Below are 18,591 nucleotides of genomic sequence, written 5' to 3'. Positions count from 1 at the left end.
CATGTCGGACGGCCTTCCCCTCGGCGCCTCCATCCGCTTCCTCCTTGACGGGCAGGAGGTGGAGGCACGGCCCGGCGAGACCATCTGGCAGGTGGCCTCGCGGCTCGGCACCGACATCCCGCATCTCTGCCACAAGCCCACCCCGGGCTACCGGCCGGACGGCAATTGCCGGGCCTGCGTGGTCGAGATCGAGGGCGAACGGGCGCTTGCCGCCTCCTGCATCCGCCAGCCCTCACCCGGCATGACGGTGAAGACCGCGACCGACCGGGCGGTGGCGTCGCGCAGCCTGGTGTTCGAGCTGCTGGTCGCCGATCAGCCCCCGCGCGAAACCGCGCACGACCCCGATTCCGCGTTCTGGCGGTGGGCCGACAGGATCGACGTCTCGGCGAGCCGCTTCCCGGCGGTCGCCCGCCAGAACAAGGTGGACGACCTCAGCCATCCGGCCATGGCCGTGCAGCTTGATGCCTGCATCCATTGCAACCTCTGCGTCCGGGCCTGCCGCGAGGTGCAGGTCAACGACGTGATCGGCATGGCGTTGCGCGGCGCCGGCGAGAAGATCGTCTTCGATTTCGACGACCCGATGGGGGATTCGACCTGCGTCGCCTGCGGGGAATGCGTCCAGGCCTGCCCGACCGGCGCCCTGATGGAGAAGTCGCACCAGGATTCCGCCGGCCGTTTCACCAACGCGCCGGACCGCACCGTCGACAGCGTCTGCCCCTATTGTGGTGTCGGCTGCCAGCTCACCTACGAGGTCAAGGACGACCGCATCGTGGCCGTCCAGGGGCGCGACGGCCCCTCGAACCAGAACCGGCTGTGCGTGAAGGGCCGGTTCGGCTTCGACTACATCCACCACCAGGATCGGCTCACCGTGCCGCTGATCCGGCGCGACGGCGTCGCGAAACACGACACGGCCATCGACCCCATGAACCCGCTGACGCATTTCCGCGAAGCGACCTGGGAGGAGGCGATGGAACGGGCGGCGGAGGGTCTCCGCCGGATTCGCGACCGCGACGGGGGCGGTGCGCTCGCCGGCTTCGGCTCCGCCAAGGGCTCGAACGAGGAGGCCTATCTCTTCCAGAAGCTGGTCCGGACCGGGTTCGGCACCAACAACGTCGACCATTGCACCCGGCTCTGCCACGCCTCCTCCGTGGCGGGCCTGCTGGAAGGCGTCGGGTCGGGCGCCGTCTCGGCCCCGTTCATGGCCGCCAAGGACGCCGAGGTCATCGTGGTGATCGGCGCCAACCCGACCGAGAACCATCCGGTCGCGGCGACCTTCTTCAAGAACGCGGTCGAACGCGGCGCCAAGCTCGTCGTGATGGATCCGCGCGGCCAGGCGCTGAAGCGCTTCGCCACGCACATGCTGCAGTTCCGGCCGGGACGGGACGTCTCGATGCTGAATGCGATCCTGCACACGATCGTCGAGGAGAAGCTCTACGACCAGCAATACGTGCAGGCGAATGCCGACGATTTCGACAAGCTGGTCGAGAACGTGAAGAACTACCCGCCCGAGGAGATGGAGGCGATCTGCGGCATTCCGGCCGAGACCCTGCGCGAGGTGGCGCGGCTCTATGCCCGGGCGGAATCCGCCATCATCTTCTGGGGAATGGGCGTCAGCCAGCACATCCACGGCACGGATAACACCCGGTGCCTGATCGCCATGGCACTCTCGACCGGCCAGATCGGTCGCCCGGGCACGGGCCTGCACCCGTTGAGGGGGCAGAACAACGTCCAGGGCGCCTCCGATGCCGGCCTGATCCCGATGTTCTTCCCCGACTACAAGTCGGTGGAGGATCCCGAGATCAGGGCCCGCTACGAGGAGATGTGGGGCACCAAGCTCGATCCGAAACGCGGTCTGACCGTGGTCGAGATCATGGACGCGGTGCATGAGGACCGCATCCGGGGCATGTACATCATGGGCGAGAACCCCGCGATGTCGGACCCCGACGTGCAGCATGCCCGCGAGGCGCTGGCGAGGCTCGAGCACCTCGTCGTGCAGGACATCTTCCTGACCGAGACGGCGAAATACGCCGACGTGGTGCTGCCGGCTTCCGCCTGGCCGGAGAAGGACGGCACGGTCTCCAACACCAACCGCCAGGTGCAGATGGGCCGCGCCGCCCTGCCGCTGCCGGGACAGGCCCGGCAGGACCTCGACCTCATCATCGACCTCGCCAACCGGCTCGGCTGCGGCTGGACCTATGGCCACGTGAGCGAGGTCTTCACCGAGATGGCCTCGGCCATGCCGTCGCTCGACAACATCACCTGGGACCGGGTCGAGCGCGAGGGGTCTGTCACCTATCCGTGCGCGGCGCCCGACCAGCCTGGCCAGGACATCGTGTTCGGCGAGGGCTTTCCGACCGCGACCGGGCGGGCCCGGTTCGTGCCGGCCCAGCTTGTCTCCCCGGCCGAGGAGCCGGATGCCGAATACCCGTTCGTGTTGACCACGGGCCGCCAGCTCGAGCATTGGCACACCGGCTCGATGACCCGTCGCTCCCAGGTGCTGGACGACCTCGAGCCCGAGGCCGTCGCCTATGTGTCGGCGCGCGACATGGAGCGGCTCGGATCGCGCTCCGGAGCCCACATCCAGGTCTCCACCCGCCGCGGCTCCATCCGGCTGAAGGCCCGCATCGACGGCGCCATTCCGCCCGGGCTCATCTTCATCCCGTTCGCCTATGCGGAGGCGGCCGCGAACGTGCTGACCAACCCCCAGCTCGACCCGTTCGGGAAGATCCCGGAATTCAAGTATTGCGCCGCCCGGATGGAACCCGCGGCGGAGCTCACTCCCGCCTGAGCCTCACGAGGACGGACGAGTCGAGGAGGGACCGCCATGACCGTTGACGACATCATGCGCCGCAAGGGAACCCGGATCATCATGATCCGGATGAACGAGACGGTGGAGATGGCCGCCACCCTGCTGAGGCGCGAGAATGTCGGCGCGCTCGTGGTCAAGGACGTGGTCCGGACGGAGGGCAACACCCCCGTCGGCATGTTTTCGGAACGCGACGTGGTGAGAGCCATCGCCGATCATGGCCCGGCCGCCTTGAAGACCCCGGTGTCGAAGCTGATGGCCAAGAACGTGATCTCGTGCCGGCTGGGCGACGCGCTCGATCATGTGTTTGCGCTGATGGAGACGCACCATATCCGCCACGTCCCGGTGATCGAGCCGCACGGGGTCGTGGGCGTGATCAGCATCCGGGACATCCTGCCCTTCCGGCGGGAGGGCATGGCGGCCCTCCTCCCGTCGGGCGCGGCCGCGACCGTGGCCTGAGCGCGTCGGGCTCGGCCGCTCCTAGAAGTTCACCCGGTCCCCGCCCTTCAGCTCCAGGGTTTCGCGCGCCTCGTCGGGCGTTGCGATGCCGAGGCCGAGGGCCTCCACAATCTGCCGGGCGAGCCGAACCTGCTCGGCATTCGACTTGGCCAGCGTGCCGGGCCCGGCCCAGAGGGAATCCTCCAGCCCGACCCGGATGTTGCCCCCCATGGCGGCGGACATGGCGGCGATCGGGAGCTGGTTGCGGCCGGCGCCGAGCACCGACCAGCGGTACTGGTCCCCGAACAGCCGGTCGGCCGTGCGCTTCATATGGGCGACATCCTCGGGATGCGGCCCGATCCCGCCAAGCAGCCCGAACACGCTCTGCACGAACAGCGGCGGCTTGATCACGCCCCGGTCGACGAAATGGGCCAGCGTGTAGAGATGGCCAATGTCGTAGCATTCGATCTCGAAACGGGTGCCGTTTTCCGAACACGTTGTCAGGATGTACTCGATATCCGCGAAGGTATTGCGGAAAATGCGGTCGCGCGAGCCTTCGAGATACGGCCGCTCCCAGTCGTGCTTGAACTCGGTGAAGCGGTCCAGCATCGGGTAGAGGCCGAAGTTCATCGAGCCCATGTTGAGCGAGGCGACCTCGGGTTTAAAATGCGCCGCGGGACCGACCCGCTCCTTCACCAGCATGGTCGGGGCGCCGCCGGTCGTGATGTTGATGACGCAATTCGAGCGCTGCTTGATCACCTGAAGAAAGGGCGCGAAGGCCTCGGGCCGCTGGTCCGGCTGCCCGGTCTCCGGGTTGCGGGCGTGCAGATGGACAATGGCGGCACCGGCCTCCGCGGCCCCGATCGCGGCCTCGGCGATCTCCTGCGCGGTGATCGGCAGGTGCGGCGACATGCTGGGCGTATGGATGGCGCCGGTGACCGCGCAGGTGATGATGACGTTGCGGGGCATGGTGGGTCCTTCCCGTGTCAGGGCGTGATCGGTGGGGAGATGCGGCGCCGGCCCGGCGAGGCCCGCCGGGTCATCGCGGCCCGCTCTGCGCGCGCTTATGCGCCTTCAGGGCGGCGAGGCGGCGATCGCGCTCCGCCGTCTTGGCGGTCAGCGCCTCGCGGCTCGGGGTCTCTCCCCAGCCGGCCAGGATGCGGGCGGTGTTCTCGGCCCCGTAGACCTCGGGCCGGGGCGGCTCCGCACTGAGGCGGCGGTAGAAGCCGGTGTAGCGGGCACAGTAATCCGCGATGCCGCCGGGTGCGTTCAGCTCGATGGTGGCGAAGGGCCCGAGAAAGGACCAGCGCAGGCCGAGCCCGTCCGCAATAGTCTTGTCGAGGTCCTGCGGCGACACCACGCCCTCGCCGACGAGCCGAAACGCCTCGGCCAGCAGCGCGCCCTGCAGCCGGTTCAGCACGAACCCCTCCACCTCGCGCAGGACCACGATCGGCACCTGCTCGACGGACTCGTAGATCTCCCGGGCGCGCGCGATCGTGGCGGGCGAGGTCCAGGGCGCGCCGCAGAGTTCGACGATCGGCACGAGGTGCGGCGGGTTCACCGGATGGGCCACGAGGCAGCGGGCCCGGCCGGGCAGGTCCTCGGTGAACAGGGAGGCCACGATGGCGGAGGTGGATGAGGCCAGGATCGCGTCCGGCGGCGCGAAGCGGTCCAGCGCGGCGAAGATGGCCCGCTTCTCGTCCACGAGCTCCGGCCCGTTCTCCTGCACGAGATCGACACCGCCGACCGCCTCCTCGAGCGAGGCCGCAACCGTGACCCGGGAGGCGGCCGTGGCGGGGTCGGCCACGATGCCATGTTCGGCCAAGGCGTCGAGCCCGGCCCGGACCATGCGGGGCGCGTCCGCCAGCGTCTCCGGATGGGGATCGGTCAGCCGCACCTCCCAGCCGCACCGGGCGAAGACGACCGCCCAGGCGCGGCCGATCAGGCCCGCTCCCACGATGGCGACGGTGCTCATCTGGCTCTCCTCATGCGGCGAAGCGGGCTCTCACAACCACAGCACCTTGCGGCGCAGGTCGAGGTCGTCGCGCAGGGCTGCGGACGGGCCGTCATGGATCACACGCCCGCGCTCCAGCGCCATGGTGTGGTCCGAGAGGGCGAGCGCGAGGTCGAGATGGTGGTCGACGATGATGATCGAGATCTCGCGCCGCAGCCGGTCGAAGCTCTCAAACAATTGCTCCACGACGGCCGGGGCGAGCCCCTCAAAGGGCTCGTCCAGCAGCAGCACCCGCACGTCGCCCGAGAGTGCGCGGGCCACGGCCACCATCTGCTGCTCGCCACCCGACAGGTAATCGGCTGGCGTGTCGAGCCGTTCGCGGATGCGCGGGAAATAGGTGAAGATCCGGTCGAGGTCCCAGTGGACGCCGTGCCCGGTCTGGCGCTTGAGCCGCCCGAGTTCGAGATTCTGGGCGACGCTCATGCCGGCAAACAGCCCGCGGCCTTGAGGCACGTAGCCGATGCCGAGTCGTCCGATCTCGGCCGACGGCAGCCCAGCGATGTCGGTCCCGGCCAGCCGGATGGAACCGGAGGCCGGCGGCGCGATGCCGATCAGGGTTTTCAGGAGGGTCGATTTGCCGGCCCCATTGCGGCCCAGCAGCGCCAGGATCTCGTGGCGGTGCAGGGTGAAGCCGACATCGGTGAGAATGTGGCTGTTGCCGTAGAAGGTATTGACGCCGGAGGCTTCGAGCAGCGTCTCGGGCTCGGCCGCGCTGTCCCGGGGCCGCGCCGCCACGGCCGCGTTGCCGGACCCGATATAGACGGCCTGCACCTCCGGGCTCGAGCGCGCATCCTCAACCGTGCCATCTACTAGGACGCGGCCCTCGTTCATCACCGTGACGGCATCGGCGATCTGGAAGACTCGGTCGATGTCGTGCTCGACGAGCAGCACCGGCAGGTCGGCCGAGATGCGTTTGATGATGTCGCCGATGCGCTGCCGCTCGGCAGCCGCAAGCCCGGCCAGCGGCTCGTCGAGCAGGAGCACGCGCGGCCGCGTCGCGAGCGCCAGCCCCATGTCGAGAAGGCGCTGCCCGCCATAGGAGAGCGAGCCGGCCTCGGCCCGCTCGATTCCGGCGAGACCGAGATAGCGGATCAGGGACGCGGCCTCGGCCTCGATCTCGGCGATGCCCCTGGCACCGCGAAGCGGGTGGAACCGGGCCGGATGGCGAGCCTGGACCGCCAGCCGGATGTTTTCGGCCACGCTCAGGCCCGGAAAGAGATTGGTGATCTGGAAGGAGCGGCCGATGCCCGCCCGGGTGATCTGCTCCGGCGGAAGGCCCGCGATCGAGCGGCCGGCCAACAGCACGTCACCCGCGTCGGGGCGAAACAGGCCCGAGACGAGGTTGAAGGCGGTCGTCTTGCCGGCCCCGTTCGGGCCGATCAGGGCGTGCAGGCTGCGGTCCCTCACCTGGACGGTGACGCCCTGCACGGCCTTGAGCCCGCCAAAGCTCTTGCTGACCTGGCGGGCCTCGAGGATCGTGCCCTCGACATGGTCGGTGGGCACGAGGGAGGGCGGCAGCGGCTCGTCGCTGAGCGACCGGGCCGACATGGCAGCCTCCTCCTCCGGTCGCGGCCGGAACGGCGCCAGCAGGCGGCCGGCGACCCCGACGAGCCCGGTCGGCGAGAACATGATGAAGCCGACGAACAGGAGGCCGAACCAGAACAGCCATTGCGGCGTCCAGATCGACAGGAATTCGCGGAACAGGATGTAGAACAGCGCCCCGAGCGCCGGCCCGAGGAAGCTCCGCATCCCGCCGATCACCACCATGGCGATCAGTTCGCCCGAAAACGCCACCGAGAGCGGGTCGGCCGAGGCGAAGCGGTGGTTGAAGACGGACAGGATGCCGGCAATCCCCACCACGCTGGCCGAGATCACGAAGCCCATCAGCTTGTAGCGGGTGGTCGGGTAGCCGAGGAAGCGGGCGCGCTGCTCGTTCTCGCGGATCGCCACGAGGACGGTCCCGGGCGGGGACAGGTGAAAGCGCCAGAGCAGCGCCGTGACCGCAAAGCCGATCACGGCCACCACGACGTAGTAGGCGGCGTCGGAGGCGAGATCGAGCCCGAGCACCTTCGGCCGCACGATGTCGCCGAGCCCGCTCTCGCCGCCCGTGAAGGACGTCCAGCGGTAGCTGACCGCGAACAGCATGGCGGTGAGCGCGAGGGTGAGGAGCGAGAAATACACCCCGCGCCGGCGCAGGATCAGCGCCCCGAGGAGGGCCGAGGCGGCCGCCGTGAAGAGAAGGGCGAAGAGGGACGGCAGCACGATGCCGTCCGGGAACCAGTGCCGCTGGCTCAGCGCCGCCGCATAGGCGGCGAGGCCGAACCAGGCGCCGTGGCCGAAGGAGACGAGGCCGGTATAGCCGACCAGGACGTTCAGCCCGAGGCAGGCGACAGCGAACACCACGACATCGATCGCCGAGCGCAGCGGCAGCCCGGCCACGTCGAGCGCGAAGGGAAGCGCCGCGAGCGCCAGCCCGGCGACCAGGAGCGGTCGGGCTTCCCGCAGCACCGGGGTCACTCGAACTTCTCGATGCGCTCGCCCAGGAGCCCGCGCGGCCGCACGAGCAGGACAAGCGCCATCAGCAGATACATCGAGGCCTCGCCGGCCGGCGGGAAGAAGAAGATGGTCAGACCGCGCACCACGCCGACCAGCGCCGCGGCCGCGACCACGCCCCAGAACGAGCCGAGCCCGCCGATCACCACCACCACGAAGGCCGCGGTCAGGATCTCGGCCCCCATGGCAGGGTGGACCCCCGAGATCGGCGCGAGCAGCACCCCGGCAAGCCCGGCAAGGCCGATGCCCAGCGCCGACACGGCGGTCATGTAGGGCTGGAGCGAGATGCCGAGCGCACCCACCATTTCGGGGTTCTGCACCCCGGCGCGCACCACCCGGCCGAATGCCGTCCGGTAGACCAGGAACCAGGTTGCCGCGACCGCGCCGAGCGCCACGGCCAGGATCATCAGCCGGTAGCGCGGGTAGATGAAGTCGCCCAGGAAGACCTGGCCGCGCAGCTCCGCCGGGATGGAGAAGGGCAAGGGTGCCGCCCCAAACAGCATGCGCAGGCTCTGCTCGATCACCATGGCGAGGCCGAAGGTGAGGAGGAGGCTGAGGATCGGGTCGGACCGGTAGAAGCGCCGGAAGATGAGCCGCTCGACCGCCACTCCCAGGAGGGCGACCAGGATCGGCGAGGCCACGAAGGCCCCGGCGAAGCCGATCCGCGGCGCCAGCGCGACCGCCAGGTAGGCGCCGACTGCGTAGAACCCGCCATGGGCCAGGTTCACGATGCCGCCGAGCGAGAAGATCAGCGACAGCCCGAGCGCGATCAGCAGGTAATAGGCCCCCACCAGGAGGCCGTTCAGCACCTGTTCGACGAGGAAGATCAGTTCCATGGCCAGGCGCCCTGCCCCGCCCCGGGCCCCGCGCCGGATCCTGCCTCACCCGCACGGGGAGAGGCGAGGCCCAGCGAGGCCTGAGGCCTCACGCCGTGCGGCTCGGGCCGCATCTCACGCCGGCATCTTGCACTCGCCGTCCTTGGGTGGAGCCAGGACCTCCAGGTCGCCCCCGGCCGCCGGAATGGTCCCGAGCGGGTCGTAGATGTCCCACTGATCCTTCATCTTGGCCTGGTCCTTGGCCCGAACCGCGTACATCTCCTGAACCATCTGGTTGTCATAGGCCCGGAAATAGCCCTCGCGCCCCTTGAGCACGTCGAACTTTGCGCCCTTGCGCAGGTGTTCGGCCAGCTTCTGGGGATCGGCCGATTTCAGCTCGTTGAAGGACTGGGCGACCAGCTTCAGCGAGTTGTAATCGCCCCAGGACTGGTTCTCCGGGAGCTTGCCGTATTTCTTCGAGAAGGCCTCGACATACTTCTTGGAGGAGGGGGACTCGACGAGGTGGTGCCAGATCAGAGGCCAGATGCCGGCGAAATTGCCCTTGCCGGCACCCCAGGCGACCGCGGTGTCGAAGCCGAAGCCGGTGATCGGGAAGGTGAGCCCGTATTCGGCGTATTGCTTGATGAAGTTGGTGATCTGGTTGCCGGCGAGGTTCGAGGCCACGACGTCCGGCCGGGCCTGCCGGATCTTCAGCAGGTAGGGTGAGAAGTCGGTCGCGTCCGTCGGCACGAGGTCCTGCCCGACGAACTGCCCCCCATTATCGCTGACGAATTTCTTGGCCACCTTGAACAGATCGTGGCCAAAGGCGTAATCCGCCGTCAGAGAATACCACTTCTTTCCCTGGATCATCTTCTCGTTCTTGAGGTATTCTCCGACGGCCATCACCATCATCGAGTTCGCGGCCTCGATATGGAACATGTACGGGTTGCAGGAGGGGCCGCGCAGCGCATCCGAATTGGCGCCCGTGTTGATGAACACGGTCTTGGTCCGGTTTGCGACCTGGCCAATGGCGAGCGCGGTGGCCGACGAGATCTCGCCGATGATCATGGCGACACGGTCGCGGGCGATCAGCCGCTCGGCCTTGGCCGACCCGGTCTGCGGATTGACCGAATCCTCCAGCACCAGCTCGACCTTGCGGCCGAGCACGCCGCCGGCCGCGTTCACCTCCTCGGCCGCGAGCTTCACGCCCATCTGGGCGTATTCGCCGAGCGGGCCCAGGAAGCCGGTGATCGGCGTGAGGTGGCCGATGCGGATGACGTCGCTCTGGCCGTAGGAGATGGCCGGCATGCCGATGCCGGCCGCGAGCGCCGCGCCTGCACTCCCCTGCATCCACCTGCGGCGCGTGATGATCTTGCCGTCGTCCATGGCGTCATCTCCCTTCGGCCGCAGCTTGTCTTGCCGTGGTCCTTGCGCCCACTTAGCCTGCGGGGCGGGCCCGTTGTCGAGTCCCCCGCTGCAGGGGTGTCCGGGCGAGCCGCGGGGACGGAGCCATGGACCTCGACATCGCCGGCCTGCGCGTTCTCGTCACGGCCGGAGCGGCCGGGATCGGGCTCGAGATCGCCCGCGCCTTTCTGCGCGAGGGCGCCCGGGTCCATGTCTGCGATGTCGACCGCGAGGCGATCGCGGCCCTGCCCCGGACGGACCCGGAACTCGGCGCCACGCTGGCCGATGTCGCGTCGCGGGCTGATGTGGACCGGCTCTTCGCGGAGGCGCTGTCGCGGCTCGGCGGGCTCGACGTGCTGGTCAACAATGCCGGCATCGCCGGCCCAACGGCCCGGGTGGAAGACGTCCACCCGGAGGATTGGGACCGCTGCCTCGAGGTCTGCATCACCGGCCAGTTCAACTGCGTCCGGCTCGCGGTGCCGCACCTGAAGCAGAGCCGCAACGCCTCGATCGTCAACCTGTCCTCGGCCGCCGGCCGCGCCGGCTTCGCGCTGCGGACGCCCTATTCGGCCGCGAAATGGGCGGTGATCGGCTTCACCAAGTCGCTGTCGCGCGAACTCGGCGAGTTCGGCATCCGGGTGAACGCCGTGCTGCCCGGCATTGTGTCCGGCGACCGGCAGCGCCGCGTCATGGAAGCCAAGGCACAGCAGCTCGGCATCTCCTTCGCGGAGATGGAACGGGGCGCCTTCGCCAACGCGTCCATCAAGGACTACGTCACCCCGCAGCAGCTCGCCGACCAGATCGTGTTTCTGTGCTCGCCGCGGGCTCGGACGATCTCCGGCCAGGCGATCTCGGTGGACGGCGACCTGCAGATGCTGGCGTGAGGAGCGCCCGCGCCATGCTGACCGCAGACGGGATCCGCCCCGGCGAGGTGACCGTGCAGATGCCGGCGGCCGCGGATGCCGCCCTGATCTTCATCGGCCGGATCCGCACGCCCTGGACCGAGCGCCTCGATTGCCCGCGGCAGGGGCGGCTGGACGGCCCCGTCTGCCGCATCGAGCTCGACCAGCCCTGGGCGGCGGGGCTCGACGGCCTGCTCGATTACGACAAGGTGGAGGTGCTGTACTGGCTGGACCGGTCGCGCCGCGACATCGTCCGGCAGAGCCCGAAGAGCAACGGCGAAACCCGCGGCGTGTTCTCCCTGCGCTCGCCGGTGCGGCCGAACCCGATCGGCACGTCCCTGGCCTCTCTGGTCGGGATCGAGGGCGCGACACTCCTGGTGCGGGGGCTCGACTGCCTGGACGGCACGCCGCTGATCGACCTCAAGCCCGACCGGTGCAGCTTCACGCCGGTCGCGTCGCCGAAACCGGAAGGTGACAGCGGGGGCTGAAGGGCAGCCTAGTAAAGCGGGCCGGCCGGCCCGGCCGGCAGCGTCAGGGTCTGGCCACTCAGCGTCGTGCCGCCGAGCGGCGACATGGCCTGGATGGACAGGTCGTAGCTCGACAGGGAGCCGACGCTCAGCTCGCGCACCGGCCGGCAGCCGGTGCGGTTGAGATTGACCTGCCCGGGCGCGCATTCGGCCGGGAAGAACGGAGCGCCGGGCAGTTCCGGCCCGTAGACCTCCTCGCGCGGCCCGCGGGGGCGCGGCGTGGGCGGGGCGAGCGCGCCGGAGAAGCCCGAATGGAAGCCGCTTTGCAGGCCGCCGCCCAGGCCGGCGGCGACGTCCCCCGAAATGGAGGCGTTGAAGCCCTGCTGCGCCGAGGCGGCGCCCGGGATCGAGAGGGCGGCCAGGAGGATGGCGGCCGCGGCGGCGATGCGCATGCTGGCTCCGGAACTCGTCCCCGTGTTTACGCCCTCGGAACCGAGCCGGGCAAGTCGCGACGTTGTCTCAGCCGCCCGCACGGCGGGGGCCCGCCCGCTCCACCCGCAGGCTCCAGCGCGACAGGCCGAAACAGATCAGCCAGTAGATCGCGCCCGCGAACGCATAGGCTTCCCAGGTCTTCCCCACCCAGGCCGGATCGGCCAGCGCCGCCTGGGCGATGCCGAGCAGGTCGAAGATCGAGACGATCAGCACCAGCGAGGTGTTCTTCACCAGCGCGATGAACTCGTTGGTGATGGCCGGCAGGGCGATGCGGAGCGCCTGCGGCAGCACCACCAGACCGGTCAGCCGCCAATAGCCGAGCCCGAGCGCCGAGGCGGCCTCGGCCTGGCCGGCCGGCACGGCCTGGAGCCCGCCCCGCACCGCCTCCGCCATATACGCCGCGATGCACAGGCCGAGACCGATCACGGCGCGGGCGAGCCGATCGATCCCGGCCCCGTTGGGCAGGATCAGGGGCAGCAGCAGGGAGGCGAGAAAGATCACGGCGATGATCGGGACACCGCGCCAGAACTCGATGAACACGGTGGCGACCAGCCGGATCACCGGCAGCCTGGATTGTCGGCCCAGCGCCAGCAGGATGCCGAGCGGCAGGGCGATCAGCGCAGCGTAGACCGACAGGAACACCGTCAGCATCAGCCCGCCCCATTCGCGGGTCTCGACGGGGCGGAGCGGGCCGCCTCCGGCGAGGAGCCAGATGCCGAGCAGAGGTCCAAGGAGGAGGGCCGCGCCGGCCAAGAGCCGCTTTCCGGGCAGGCGAGGCCAGGCGAGAAGCGCCGTGGTCAGGACCAGCCCCACCCCGGCCGCATCAACCCGCCAGCGCTCCGCGACCGGGTAGAAGCCGTACATGAACTGCCCGAACCGCGCCCGCACGAAGACCCAGCAGGCGCCCGTGCCGGTGCAATCCTCCCGGGTCCGGCCGACAAAGGTCGCATCCAGCACGAGCCAGCGCAGGAGCGGCACGGCCGCCCAGACGAGCAACGCCGCGACCGCGAGCGTGACGGCCGCGTCGAGCGGGGTTCCGAACAAGGCGTGGACCAGGGCTCGCCCCGAACTCGGCCCGGGCGTGCGCCGCGCCTCCGCGACCGGCAGCACGGTGAGCCGGCCGTCGGAGGCAATCTCGGCCGCGCCTCCCCCGAGCGGAACCAAGCCGGCGCTGGCTCGGCCCTTCACCGCGTCACCAGGGCGATGCGGGCGTTGTACCAGTTCATGAAGCCCGACACGGCGAGCGAGATCGACAGGTACAGGGCAAGCGTGATGGCGATGATCTCGATCGCCTGCCCGGTGTTGTTGAGGGCCGAGCCCATGAACAGGCTGACGACGTCCGGATAGGCAATGGCGGCGCCGAAGGACGAGTTCTTGATCACGTTGAGGTACTGGCTCGTCATGGGCGGCACCATGACCCGGAGCGCCTGCGGGATCACCACGAGGCGGAGCGCCAGGCCGGGCCGGAGGCCCAGCGCCTTGGCGGCCTCGACCTGGCCCGCCGGCACGGCCAGGATGCCGGCCCGGACGATCTCGGCCACGAACCCGGCCGTATAGGTGGACAGCGCCGCGAACAGGGCCACGAATTCCGGCACGAGCACAAACCCGCCGCGGTAATTGAAGCCGCGCAGGGCCGGCACATCCCAGGCCGTCCCCAACACGGCCCAGAGGAGCGTCGCGAGCGGGGCAGCAAGCAGCAGAAGCAGCGCCGTCCAGCCGAGCGGCAGAGCGTGCCCGGTCCGGGCCTGACGGCGCCGCGACAATGCCACCAGCGCGAGCTGGACCGCCATCCCGAGCAGCAACACGAGCAGGGTGTAGGCGAAGCCCGCGGCCTCCTGCGGCAGCGGCACCGTCAGGCCGCGGTTGTTCAGGAAGGCGATGTCGAGGAGGGGGATCGAGGCGCGGGGCGCGGGCAGCGATGCGACCACGCCGAAATACCAGATCAGGACGAAGAACAGCAGCGGGATGTTGCGGACGAACTCGACATAGGCACCCGCCAGTCCCGACAGCATGGGGTTGCGGGACAGCCGCGCCACGCCGATCAGGAAGCCCAGCAGGGTCGCGGCCACGATCGACACCACCGAGACCAGCAGCGTGTTGACGATGCCGACCCAGAGCAGACCGAGAATGGACGAGGAGGCCGTGTAGCCCGTGAGCTGAAACGGCACCTCGATCCCGGAATCGCGCCACAGAAAGCCGAAGCCGGACGCGATGCCGGCCTTGACCATGTTCTCCGAGGCGTTGCGGACGAAGAACACGATCAGGGCCACAAGCCCGGCCGCCACCGCGACCTGGGCCAGCACATCCCTGACCTTGCGGTCGCGAAGGAGCGCCGCGACGCTCACGCCTTCGGCCCTCGGCCGGCCGGTGCCGAGAGGCGGCCGCGAGCCGGCGCCCCGGCGGCGCAGGCGGCCCGCACCTGGTCGCGGACGCGCAGCCTCGCAGGGGTCCTCGGCATGGCCGGCGATGGCCGGCCTATTGGAAGGGCGGGGTGAACAGCGCGCCGCCCTTGGTCCAGAGCTCGTTCTTGCCGCGGGCCAGCTTCAGCGGCGAGCCCATGCCGACCGTGCGCTCGTAGCTCTCCCCGTAATTCCCGACCTGCTTGATGGCGTTGAACATCCAATCGTTGGAGAGGCCCATCATGGCACCGAACCCGCCGTCGACGCCGAGCAGCCGCCGCACCTCCGCGGAGGTCGACTTCGCCTTCATCTCGTCCACGTTCTTGGAGGTGATGCCGAGCAGCTCGGCCGCGATCATACCATTCAGCACCCAGCGGACCACGAGCTGGTAGCGCTCGTCCCCGTAGCGGGTGGTCGGCCCCTGGGGATCGTTCGAGATCGTCTCCGTCATGACGACGTGGCTGTCGGGGTCCTTCAGCTTGGAGCGCTGGCCGGCGAGCGCCCCGAGGCCGGCCGTGTAGGCGTCGCAGCGGCCGGAATCATAGGCCGCGATGGCGTCGTCGTTCTTCTGGAAGTTGATGATGGAGGTCTTCATGTTCCGCTCGCGGAACCAGTCCGCCGCCTGCTTCTCCTCCGTGGAGCCGGCCGCGACGCAGATGGAGGCGCCGTCGAGATCCTTGGGTGCGGTCGCCGTGCCCTTGCGGACGACGAAGGTCTGCCCCTCGTAGAAGTTGATGCCCTGGAAGTTCACCCCCAACGTGGCGTTGCGCGAGAAGGTGATGGTGGTGTTGCGGGACAGGAGGTCCACCTGCCCTGATTGCAGCACCGGCCAGCGCTGCTGCACGGAGGTCGGCGTGAACTTCACTTTTGTGGAGTCGCCCAGGATGGCGGCGGCGAGGGCCCGGCAATAATCCACGTCGATTCCGGACCACTCGCCCTTGTCGTTGGCGAAGGAGAACCCCGGCAGGCCGAGATGCACGCCACATTCGAGGTGGCCCCGCGCCTTGATGGCGTCGAGCGTGGGCGAGGGAACGAGCTGCTGGGCGCTGGCCGCGCCGCAAAGGCACGAGAGCGCGGCCGCGAGCGCGAGAGACAGGCGCGACATGGGGGTACTCCGAAAGGTCGGCCCGGCCGACGCCGCACGTTCTTGCAAGCCGCGGGCCGGGTCAATGCGCGGCGGCTGGCGCGGGACGCGCCGGCGCATTGACAACGCGGCCTCGCTTCCGCACCAACCGCGGGCCGGAGGAGCCTCGGGAACGGCCGGAGGCCGGCCAGGGAGGGTCGCCGATGTCGGCAGGGACGGCCCGCAGAGGCGCAGGCGGCTGATGCCGCGGCCCTTCGCCTGGGAGCGCTCCTACCCGGCCGGTCTCGACTGGGGCGCGCCGATCGCGACCTCCACCATCCCGCAGATCCTGGCCGAGGCCGCCGCAGCCCATGGCGACGCGCCCGCCATCGAGTTCCGCGGCCGGGAGATCTCGTTCCGCGAGTTGCACGGCGAGGCTCTTCGTTTCGGGGCGGCGCTGCTCGGGGCCGGGCTGAAACCGGGCGATGCGCTGGCCCTCTACCTGCCGAACACCCCCGTCCACCCGATCGCCTTTTTTGGCGCCGCCGCGGCGGGGCTGCGCAGCGTGCATCTCTCGCCGCTCGATGCAGAGGCGGAGCTCGTCCACAAACTCGCCGATTCCGGCGCCCGAACGCTTGTCACCACCAACGTGGCGACCCTGGCCGAGCGCGCCCGGACACTGCTCGGGGCGGGTCATCTCGACCGCGTGATCGTCGGTCAGGACGAGCTGTGGGGCCCTTCGGGCACCCCCCCGGTCGCCGTGCCGGAGGGGCCGGGCCTGATCACGCTGCGGGCCTTCGTAGCGGAGGCTTCCGCCCCGGCGAGGTGGCCCGAGGTTCGGCCTTCCGACATCGCGCTGCTGCAATACACGGGCGGCACCACAGGAGCGCCCAAGGGCGCCATCCTGACCCATGCCAACCTGACGGCCGCGGTCTCCATGTACGAGACCTGGTTCGAGGCGCAGCCGCACGACCGCACGGGCCGCGACAGCATCATCTGCGTGCTGCCCCTGTTCCACATCTACGCCTTGACCACGATCCTGCTGCGCGGCCTGAAGCGCGGCGCCAAGCTGCTGCTCCGCATGCGGTTCGACGTCGAGGCCACCCTGCGGGACATCGAGATCGGCCGGGCCACGCATTTCCCCGGTGTGCCCACGATGTGGATCGCGCTCGCGGCCGCGCCCGGGATCGAGAGCCGCGACTTCTCCTCCCTGGTCTATGCCGGCTCGGGCGGCGCGCCACTGCCAGTCGAGGTGGCGGAGCGGTTCGAGCGGCTCACCGGCCAGCGCCTCATCGGCGGCTGGGGCATGACCGAGACCTCCCCGGCGGGAACCAACCGGCTCGGCGCCGGGCTCCGCAAGCCCGGCACGATCGGGCTGCCGCTGCCCGGGGTCGAGATGGACGTCTGCGCGCTGGACGACCCCGCCCGCAGCCTCCCGCCGGGCCGGACGGGCGAGTTGCGGATCCGCGGGCCGAATGTCACCCAGGGCTATTGGAATTGCCCGGAGGAGACGCGCGCGGCCTTTGTGGACGGCTGGTTCCTGACCGGCGACATCGGCCACATGGACGAGGATGGCTTCTTCTTCATCACGGACCGGAAGAAGGACATGATCATCTCGGGCGGCTTCAACGTGTATCCGCAGATGATCGAGCAGGCCATCTACCGCCACCCCGCGGTGGAGGAGGTCCTGGTCGTCGGCATCCCGGACCCGTATCGCGGCGAGGCCGCCAAGGCCTTCTGCAAGCTCCGGGCGGGACACCCGCCCTTCACCCTGGAGGCCCTGCAGGGCTTCCTGCAAGACGCACTCGGCCGGCACGAGATGCCGACCGCGCTGGAAATCCGCCCCGCCCTCCCCCGCACGGCGATCGGCAAGCTCTCGAAGGTGGAGCTGCGCCAGGAGGAGCGGGACAAGGCCGCCCAAGCCGGGCGCGGCATGACCCAGAGATCGATGTAGGAGATCGCCGAATGGACCTGCGCTTCACCCCCGAGGAGATCGCGTTCCGGCAGGAGGTGCGGAGCTTTTTCCGTGACAGCCTGCCGACCGACCTGCACCAGAAGCTCGTGCAAGGCCGACACGCCTCCCGGCAGGACCTGGTCGACTGGACCCGCAAGCTGCACGCGAAGGGCTGGGCCGTGCCGCATTGGCCCGAGAGGTACGGCGGCACGGGTTGGGATCCCGTGCGGCAATACATCTTCCTCGAGGAATTGCAGGGCTTCCCGGCCCCCGCCCCGCTCGCCTTCGGCGTCAACATGGTCGGGCCGGTGATCTACACCTTCGGGTCTGAGGAGCAGAAGGCCCACTACCTGCCCCGCATCGCGCGGCTCGACGATTGGTGGTGCCAGGGCTTTTCCGAACCGGGCTCGGGTTCGGACCTCGCCTCCCTGAAGACCCGGGCGGTGCGGGACGGCGACCACTACATCGTCAACGGCCAGAAGACCTGGACCACGCTCGCCCAATATGCCGACTGGATCTTCTGCCTCGTCCGCACAGATCCGGCGGCCAAGAAGCAGGAGGGCATCTCCTTCCTGCTGATCGACATGAAGACGCCGGGCATCACGGTGCGGCCGATCCAGACGCTGGATGGCGGCAGCGAGGTCAACGAGGTGTTCTTCGACGATGTCGAGGTGCCGGCCGAAAACCTGGTCGGCGAGGAGAACAAGGGCTGGTCGGTCGCCAAATACCTGCTCGGCAATGAGCGGACCGGCATCGCCCGCCTCGGCAAGTCGAAGGAGCGGGTGCGGTACGCCAAGGTGTTGGCGCGCGAGGTGCGGATGAACGGCAAGCCCCTCATCGAGGACCGCGCCTTCCGCACCCGCGTCGCCCAGCTCGAGATCGACATGAAGGCGCTGGAGATCACCCAGCTCCGCGTCATCTCGGCCTATGTGAAGTCGGGCGGCAACAAGCCGGACCCGATCTCCTCGGTGCTCAAGATCAAGGGGACGGAGCTGCTGCAGAACAGCTCGGAGCTGGTGATGGATGTCGGCGGGCCGCAGGCCATGCCGGTCTGGCAGCGGGAGCTGGCGGCGCTGGCGAACGAGCCCGCCATCGGGCCGGACTGGGCGCCGCAGATGGCGCCCGCCTACCTGATGCTGCGGGCCGCCTCGATCTACGGCGGCACCAACGAGATCCAGAAGAACATCCTGAACAAAGCGGTGCTGGGGCTGTAATGGACTTCGATCTCACCGACGACCAGCGCCTGCTGACCGACAGCGTCACCCGCCTGCTGGGCAATGAATA

General features: G+C 69.4%; 15 protein-coding genes. 6 read left to right on the top strand and 9 right to left on the bottom strand.

From position 1 onward, the window contains the following. Nucleotide 1 precedes the first annotated feature (1 nt). Both fdhF and JWR86_RS05470 read left to right on the top strand, forming a co-directional pair. On the top strand, nucleotides 2-2,788 hold the full coding sequence (gene fdhF / locus JWR86_RS05475; protein ID WP_299561859.1) for a formate dehydrogenase subunit alpha: 2,787 nt from the start codon (nucleotides 2-4) through the stop codon (nucleotides 2,786-2,788). A gap of 36 nt (nucleotides 2,789-2,824) precedes the next feature. Continuing rightward, nucleotides 2,825-3,265: a CBS domain-containing protein gene (locus tag JWR86_RS05470; protein WP_299561856.1), complete on the top strand. Its 441-nt coding sequence runs from the start codon at nucleotides 2,825-2,827 to the stop codon at nucleotides 3,263-3,265. Nucleotides 3,266-3,286: 21 nt separating this feature from the next. Here JWR86_RS05470 and JWR86_RS05465 read toward each other — a convergent pair whose 3' ends face one another. The 5 genes from JWR86_RS05465 to JWR86_RS05445 all read right to left on the bottom strand — a co-directional run bounded on the left by JWR86_RS05465 (nucleotide 3,287) and on the right by JWR86_RS05445 (nucleotide 10,012). After that, entirely contained in the window at nucleotides 3,287-4,213 is a 927-nt protein-coding gene (locus JWR86_RS05465; protein WP_299561853.1) for a 3-keto-5-aminohexanoate cleavage protein, read from the bottom strand. Nucleotides 4,214-4,283: 70 nt separating this feature from the next. Then, on the bottom strand, nucleotides 4,284-5,219 hold the full coding sequence (locus JWR86_RS05460) for a 3-hydroxyacyl-CoA dehydrogenase (RefSeq protein WP_299561850.1): 936 nt from the start codon (nucleotides 5,217-5,219) through the stop codon (nucleotides 4,284-4,286). 30 nt (nucleotides 5,220-5,249) lie between these two features. Then, nucleotides 5,250-7,775, bottom strand: a complete 2,526-nt coding sequence (locus tag JWR86_RS05455) for a branched-chain amino acid ABC transporter ATP-binding protein/permease (protein ID WP_299561848.1) — start codon at nucleotides 7,773-7,775, stop codon at nucleotides 5,250-5,252. Beyond that, on the bottom strand, nucleotides 7,772-8,647 hold the full coding sequence (locus tag JWR86_RS05450; protein WP_299561845.1) for a branched-chain amino acid ABC transporter permease: 876 nt from the start codon (nucleotides 8,645-8,647) through the stop codon (nucleotides 7,772-7,774). Before JWR86_RS05450 ends, JWR86_RS05455 begins: the two co-directional genes overlap by 4 nt. Nucleotides 8,648-8,761: 114 nt before the next feature. Further along, the gene (locus JWR86_RS05445; RefSeq protein WP_299561842.1) at nucleotides 8,762-10,012 is read right to left on the bottom strand and encodes an ABC transporter substrate-binding protein; all 1,251 of its coding nucleotides are present in this window, start codon (nucleotides 10,010-10,012) and stop codon (nucleotides 8,762-8,764) included. 125 nt (nucleotides 10,013-10,137) lie between these two features. On the opposite strand from JWR86_RS05445, the gene JWR86_RS05440 reads away from it, so the two are divergent. Continuing rightward, nucleotides 10,138-10,914 (top strand): SDR family oxidoreductase, encoded by a 777-nt coding sequence (locus JWR86_RS05440; RefSeq protein ID WP_299561839.1) that lies wholly within the window; start codon nucleotides 10,138-10,140, stop codon nucleotides 10,912-10,914. A gap of 14 nt (nucleotides 10,915-10,928) precedes the next feature. Beyond that, nucleotides 10,929-11,420, top strand: coding sequence for a tRNA (N6-threonylcarbamoyladenosine(37)-N6)-methyltransferase TrmO (tsaA, locus tag JWR86_RS05435; protein WP_299561837.1), 492 nt, complete (start codon nucleotides 10,929-10,931; stop codon nucleotides 11,418-11,420). Between the two features lie 8 nt (nucleotides 11,421-11,428). On the opposite strand, the gene JWR86_RS05430 is transcribed toward tsaA, so the two are convergent. The 4 genes from JWR86_RS05430 to JWR86_RS05415 all read right to left on the bottom strand — a co-directional run bounded on the left by JWR86_RS05430 (nucleotide 11,429) and on the right by JWR86_RS05415 (nucleotide 15,395). Continuing rightward, nucleotides 11,429-11,851, bottom strand: coding sequence for a hypothetical protein (locus tag JWR86_RS05430; RefSeq protein WP_299561834.1), 423 nt, complete (start codon nucleotides 11,849-11,851; stop codon nucleotides 11,429-11,431). Between the two features lie 67 nt (nucleotides 11,852-11,918). Then, complete coding sequence (locus JWR86_RS05425; RefSeq protein ID WP_299561831.1) at nucleotides 11,919-13,079, bottom strand: amino acid ABC transporter permease; 1,161 nt, start codon at nucleotides 13,077-13,079, stop codon at nucleotides 11,919-11,921. Next, nucleotides 13,076-14,236, bottom strand: a complete 1,161-nt coding sequence (locus JWR86_RS05420) for an ABC transporter permease subunit (RefSeq protein ID WP_299561827.1) — start codon at nucleotides 14,234-14,236, stop codon at nucleotides 13,076-13,078. Before JWR86_RS05420 ends, JWR86_RS05425 begins: the two co-directional genes overlap by 4 nt. Before the next feature lie 130 nt (nucleotides 14,237-14,366). Continuing rightward, nucleotides 14,367-15,395, bottom strand: coding sequence for an amino acid ABC transporter substrate-binding protein (locus JWR86_RS05415; RefSeq protein WP_299561824.1), 1,029 nt, complete (start codon nucleotides 15,393-15,395; stop codon nucleotides 14,367-14,369). Between the two features lie 220 nt (nucleotides 15,396-15,615). Here JWR86_RS05415 and pimA point away from each other — a divergent pair, with 220 nt between their 5' ends. Both pimA and pimC read left to right on the top strand, forming a co-directional pair. Continuing rightward, a complete protein-coding gene (pimA, locus tag JWR86_RS05410) occupies nucleotides 15,616-17,307 on the top strand; it encodes a dicarboxylate--CoA ligase PimA (RefSeq protein WP_299561822.1) in 1,692 nt (563 codons plus the stop codon). 11 nt (nucleotides 17,308-17,318) lie between these two features. Then, nucleotides 17,319-18,521, top strand: coding sequence for a pimeloyl-CoA dehydrogenase large subunit (gene pimC / locus JWR86_RS05405; RefSeq protein WP_299561819.1), 1,203 nt, complete (start codon nucleotides 17,319-17,321; stop codon nucleotides 18,519-18,521). Nucleotides 18,522-18,591: the final 70 nt, after the last annotated feature.

Origin of the sequence: Enterovirga sp. (assembly GCF_028290205.1) — a bacterium.
Classification (GTDB): domain Bacteria; phylum Pseudomonadota; class Alphaproteobacteria; order Rhizobiales; family Beijerinckiaceae; genus Enterovirga.
This window is presented reverse-complemented; position numbering and strand designations above follow the sequence as displayed.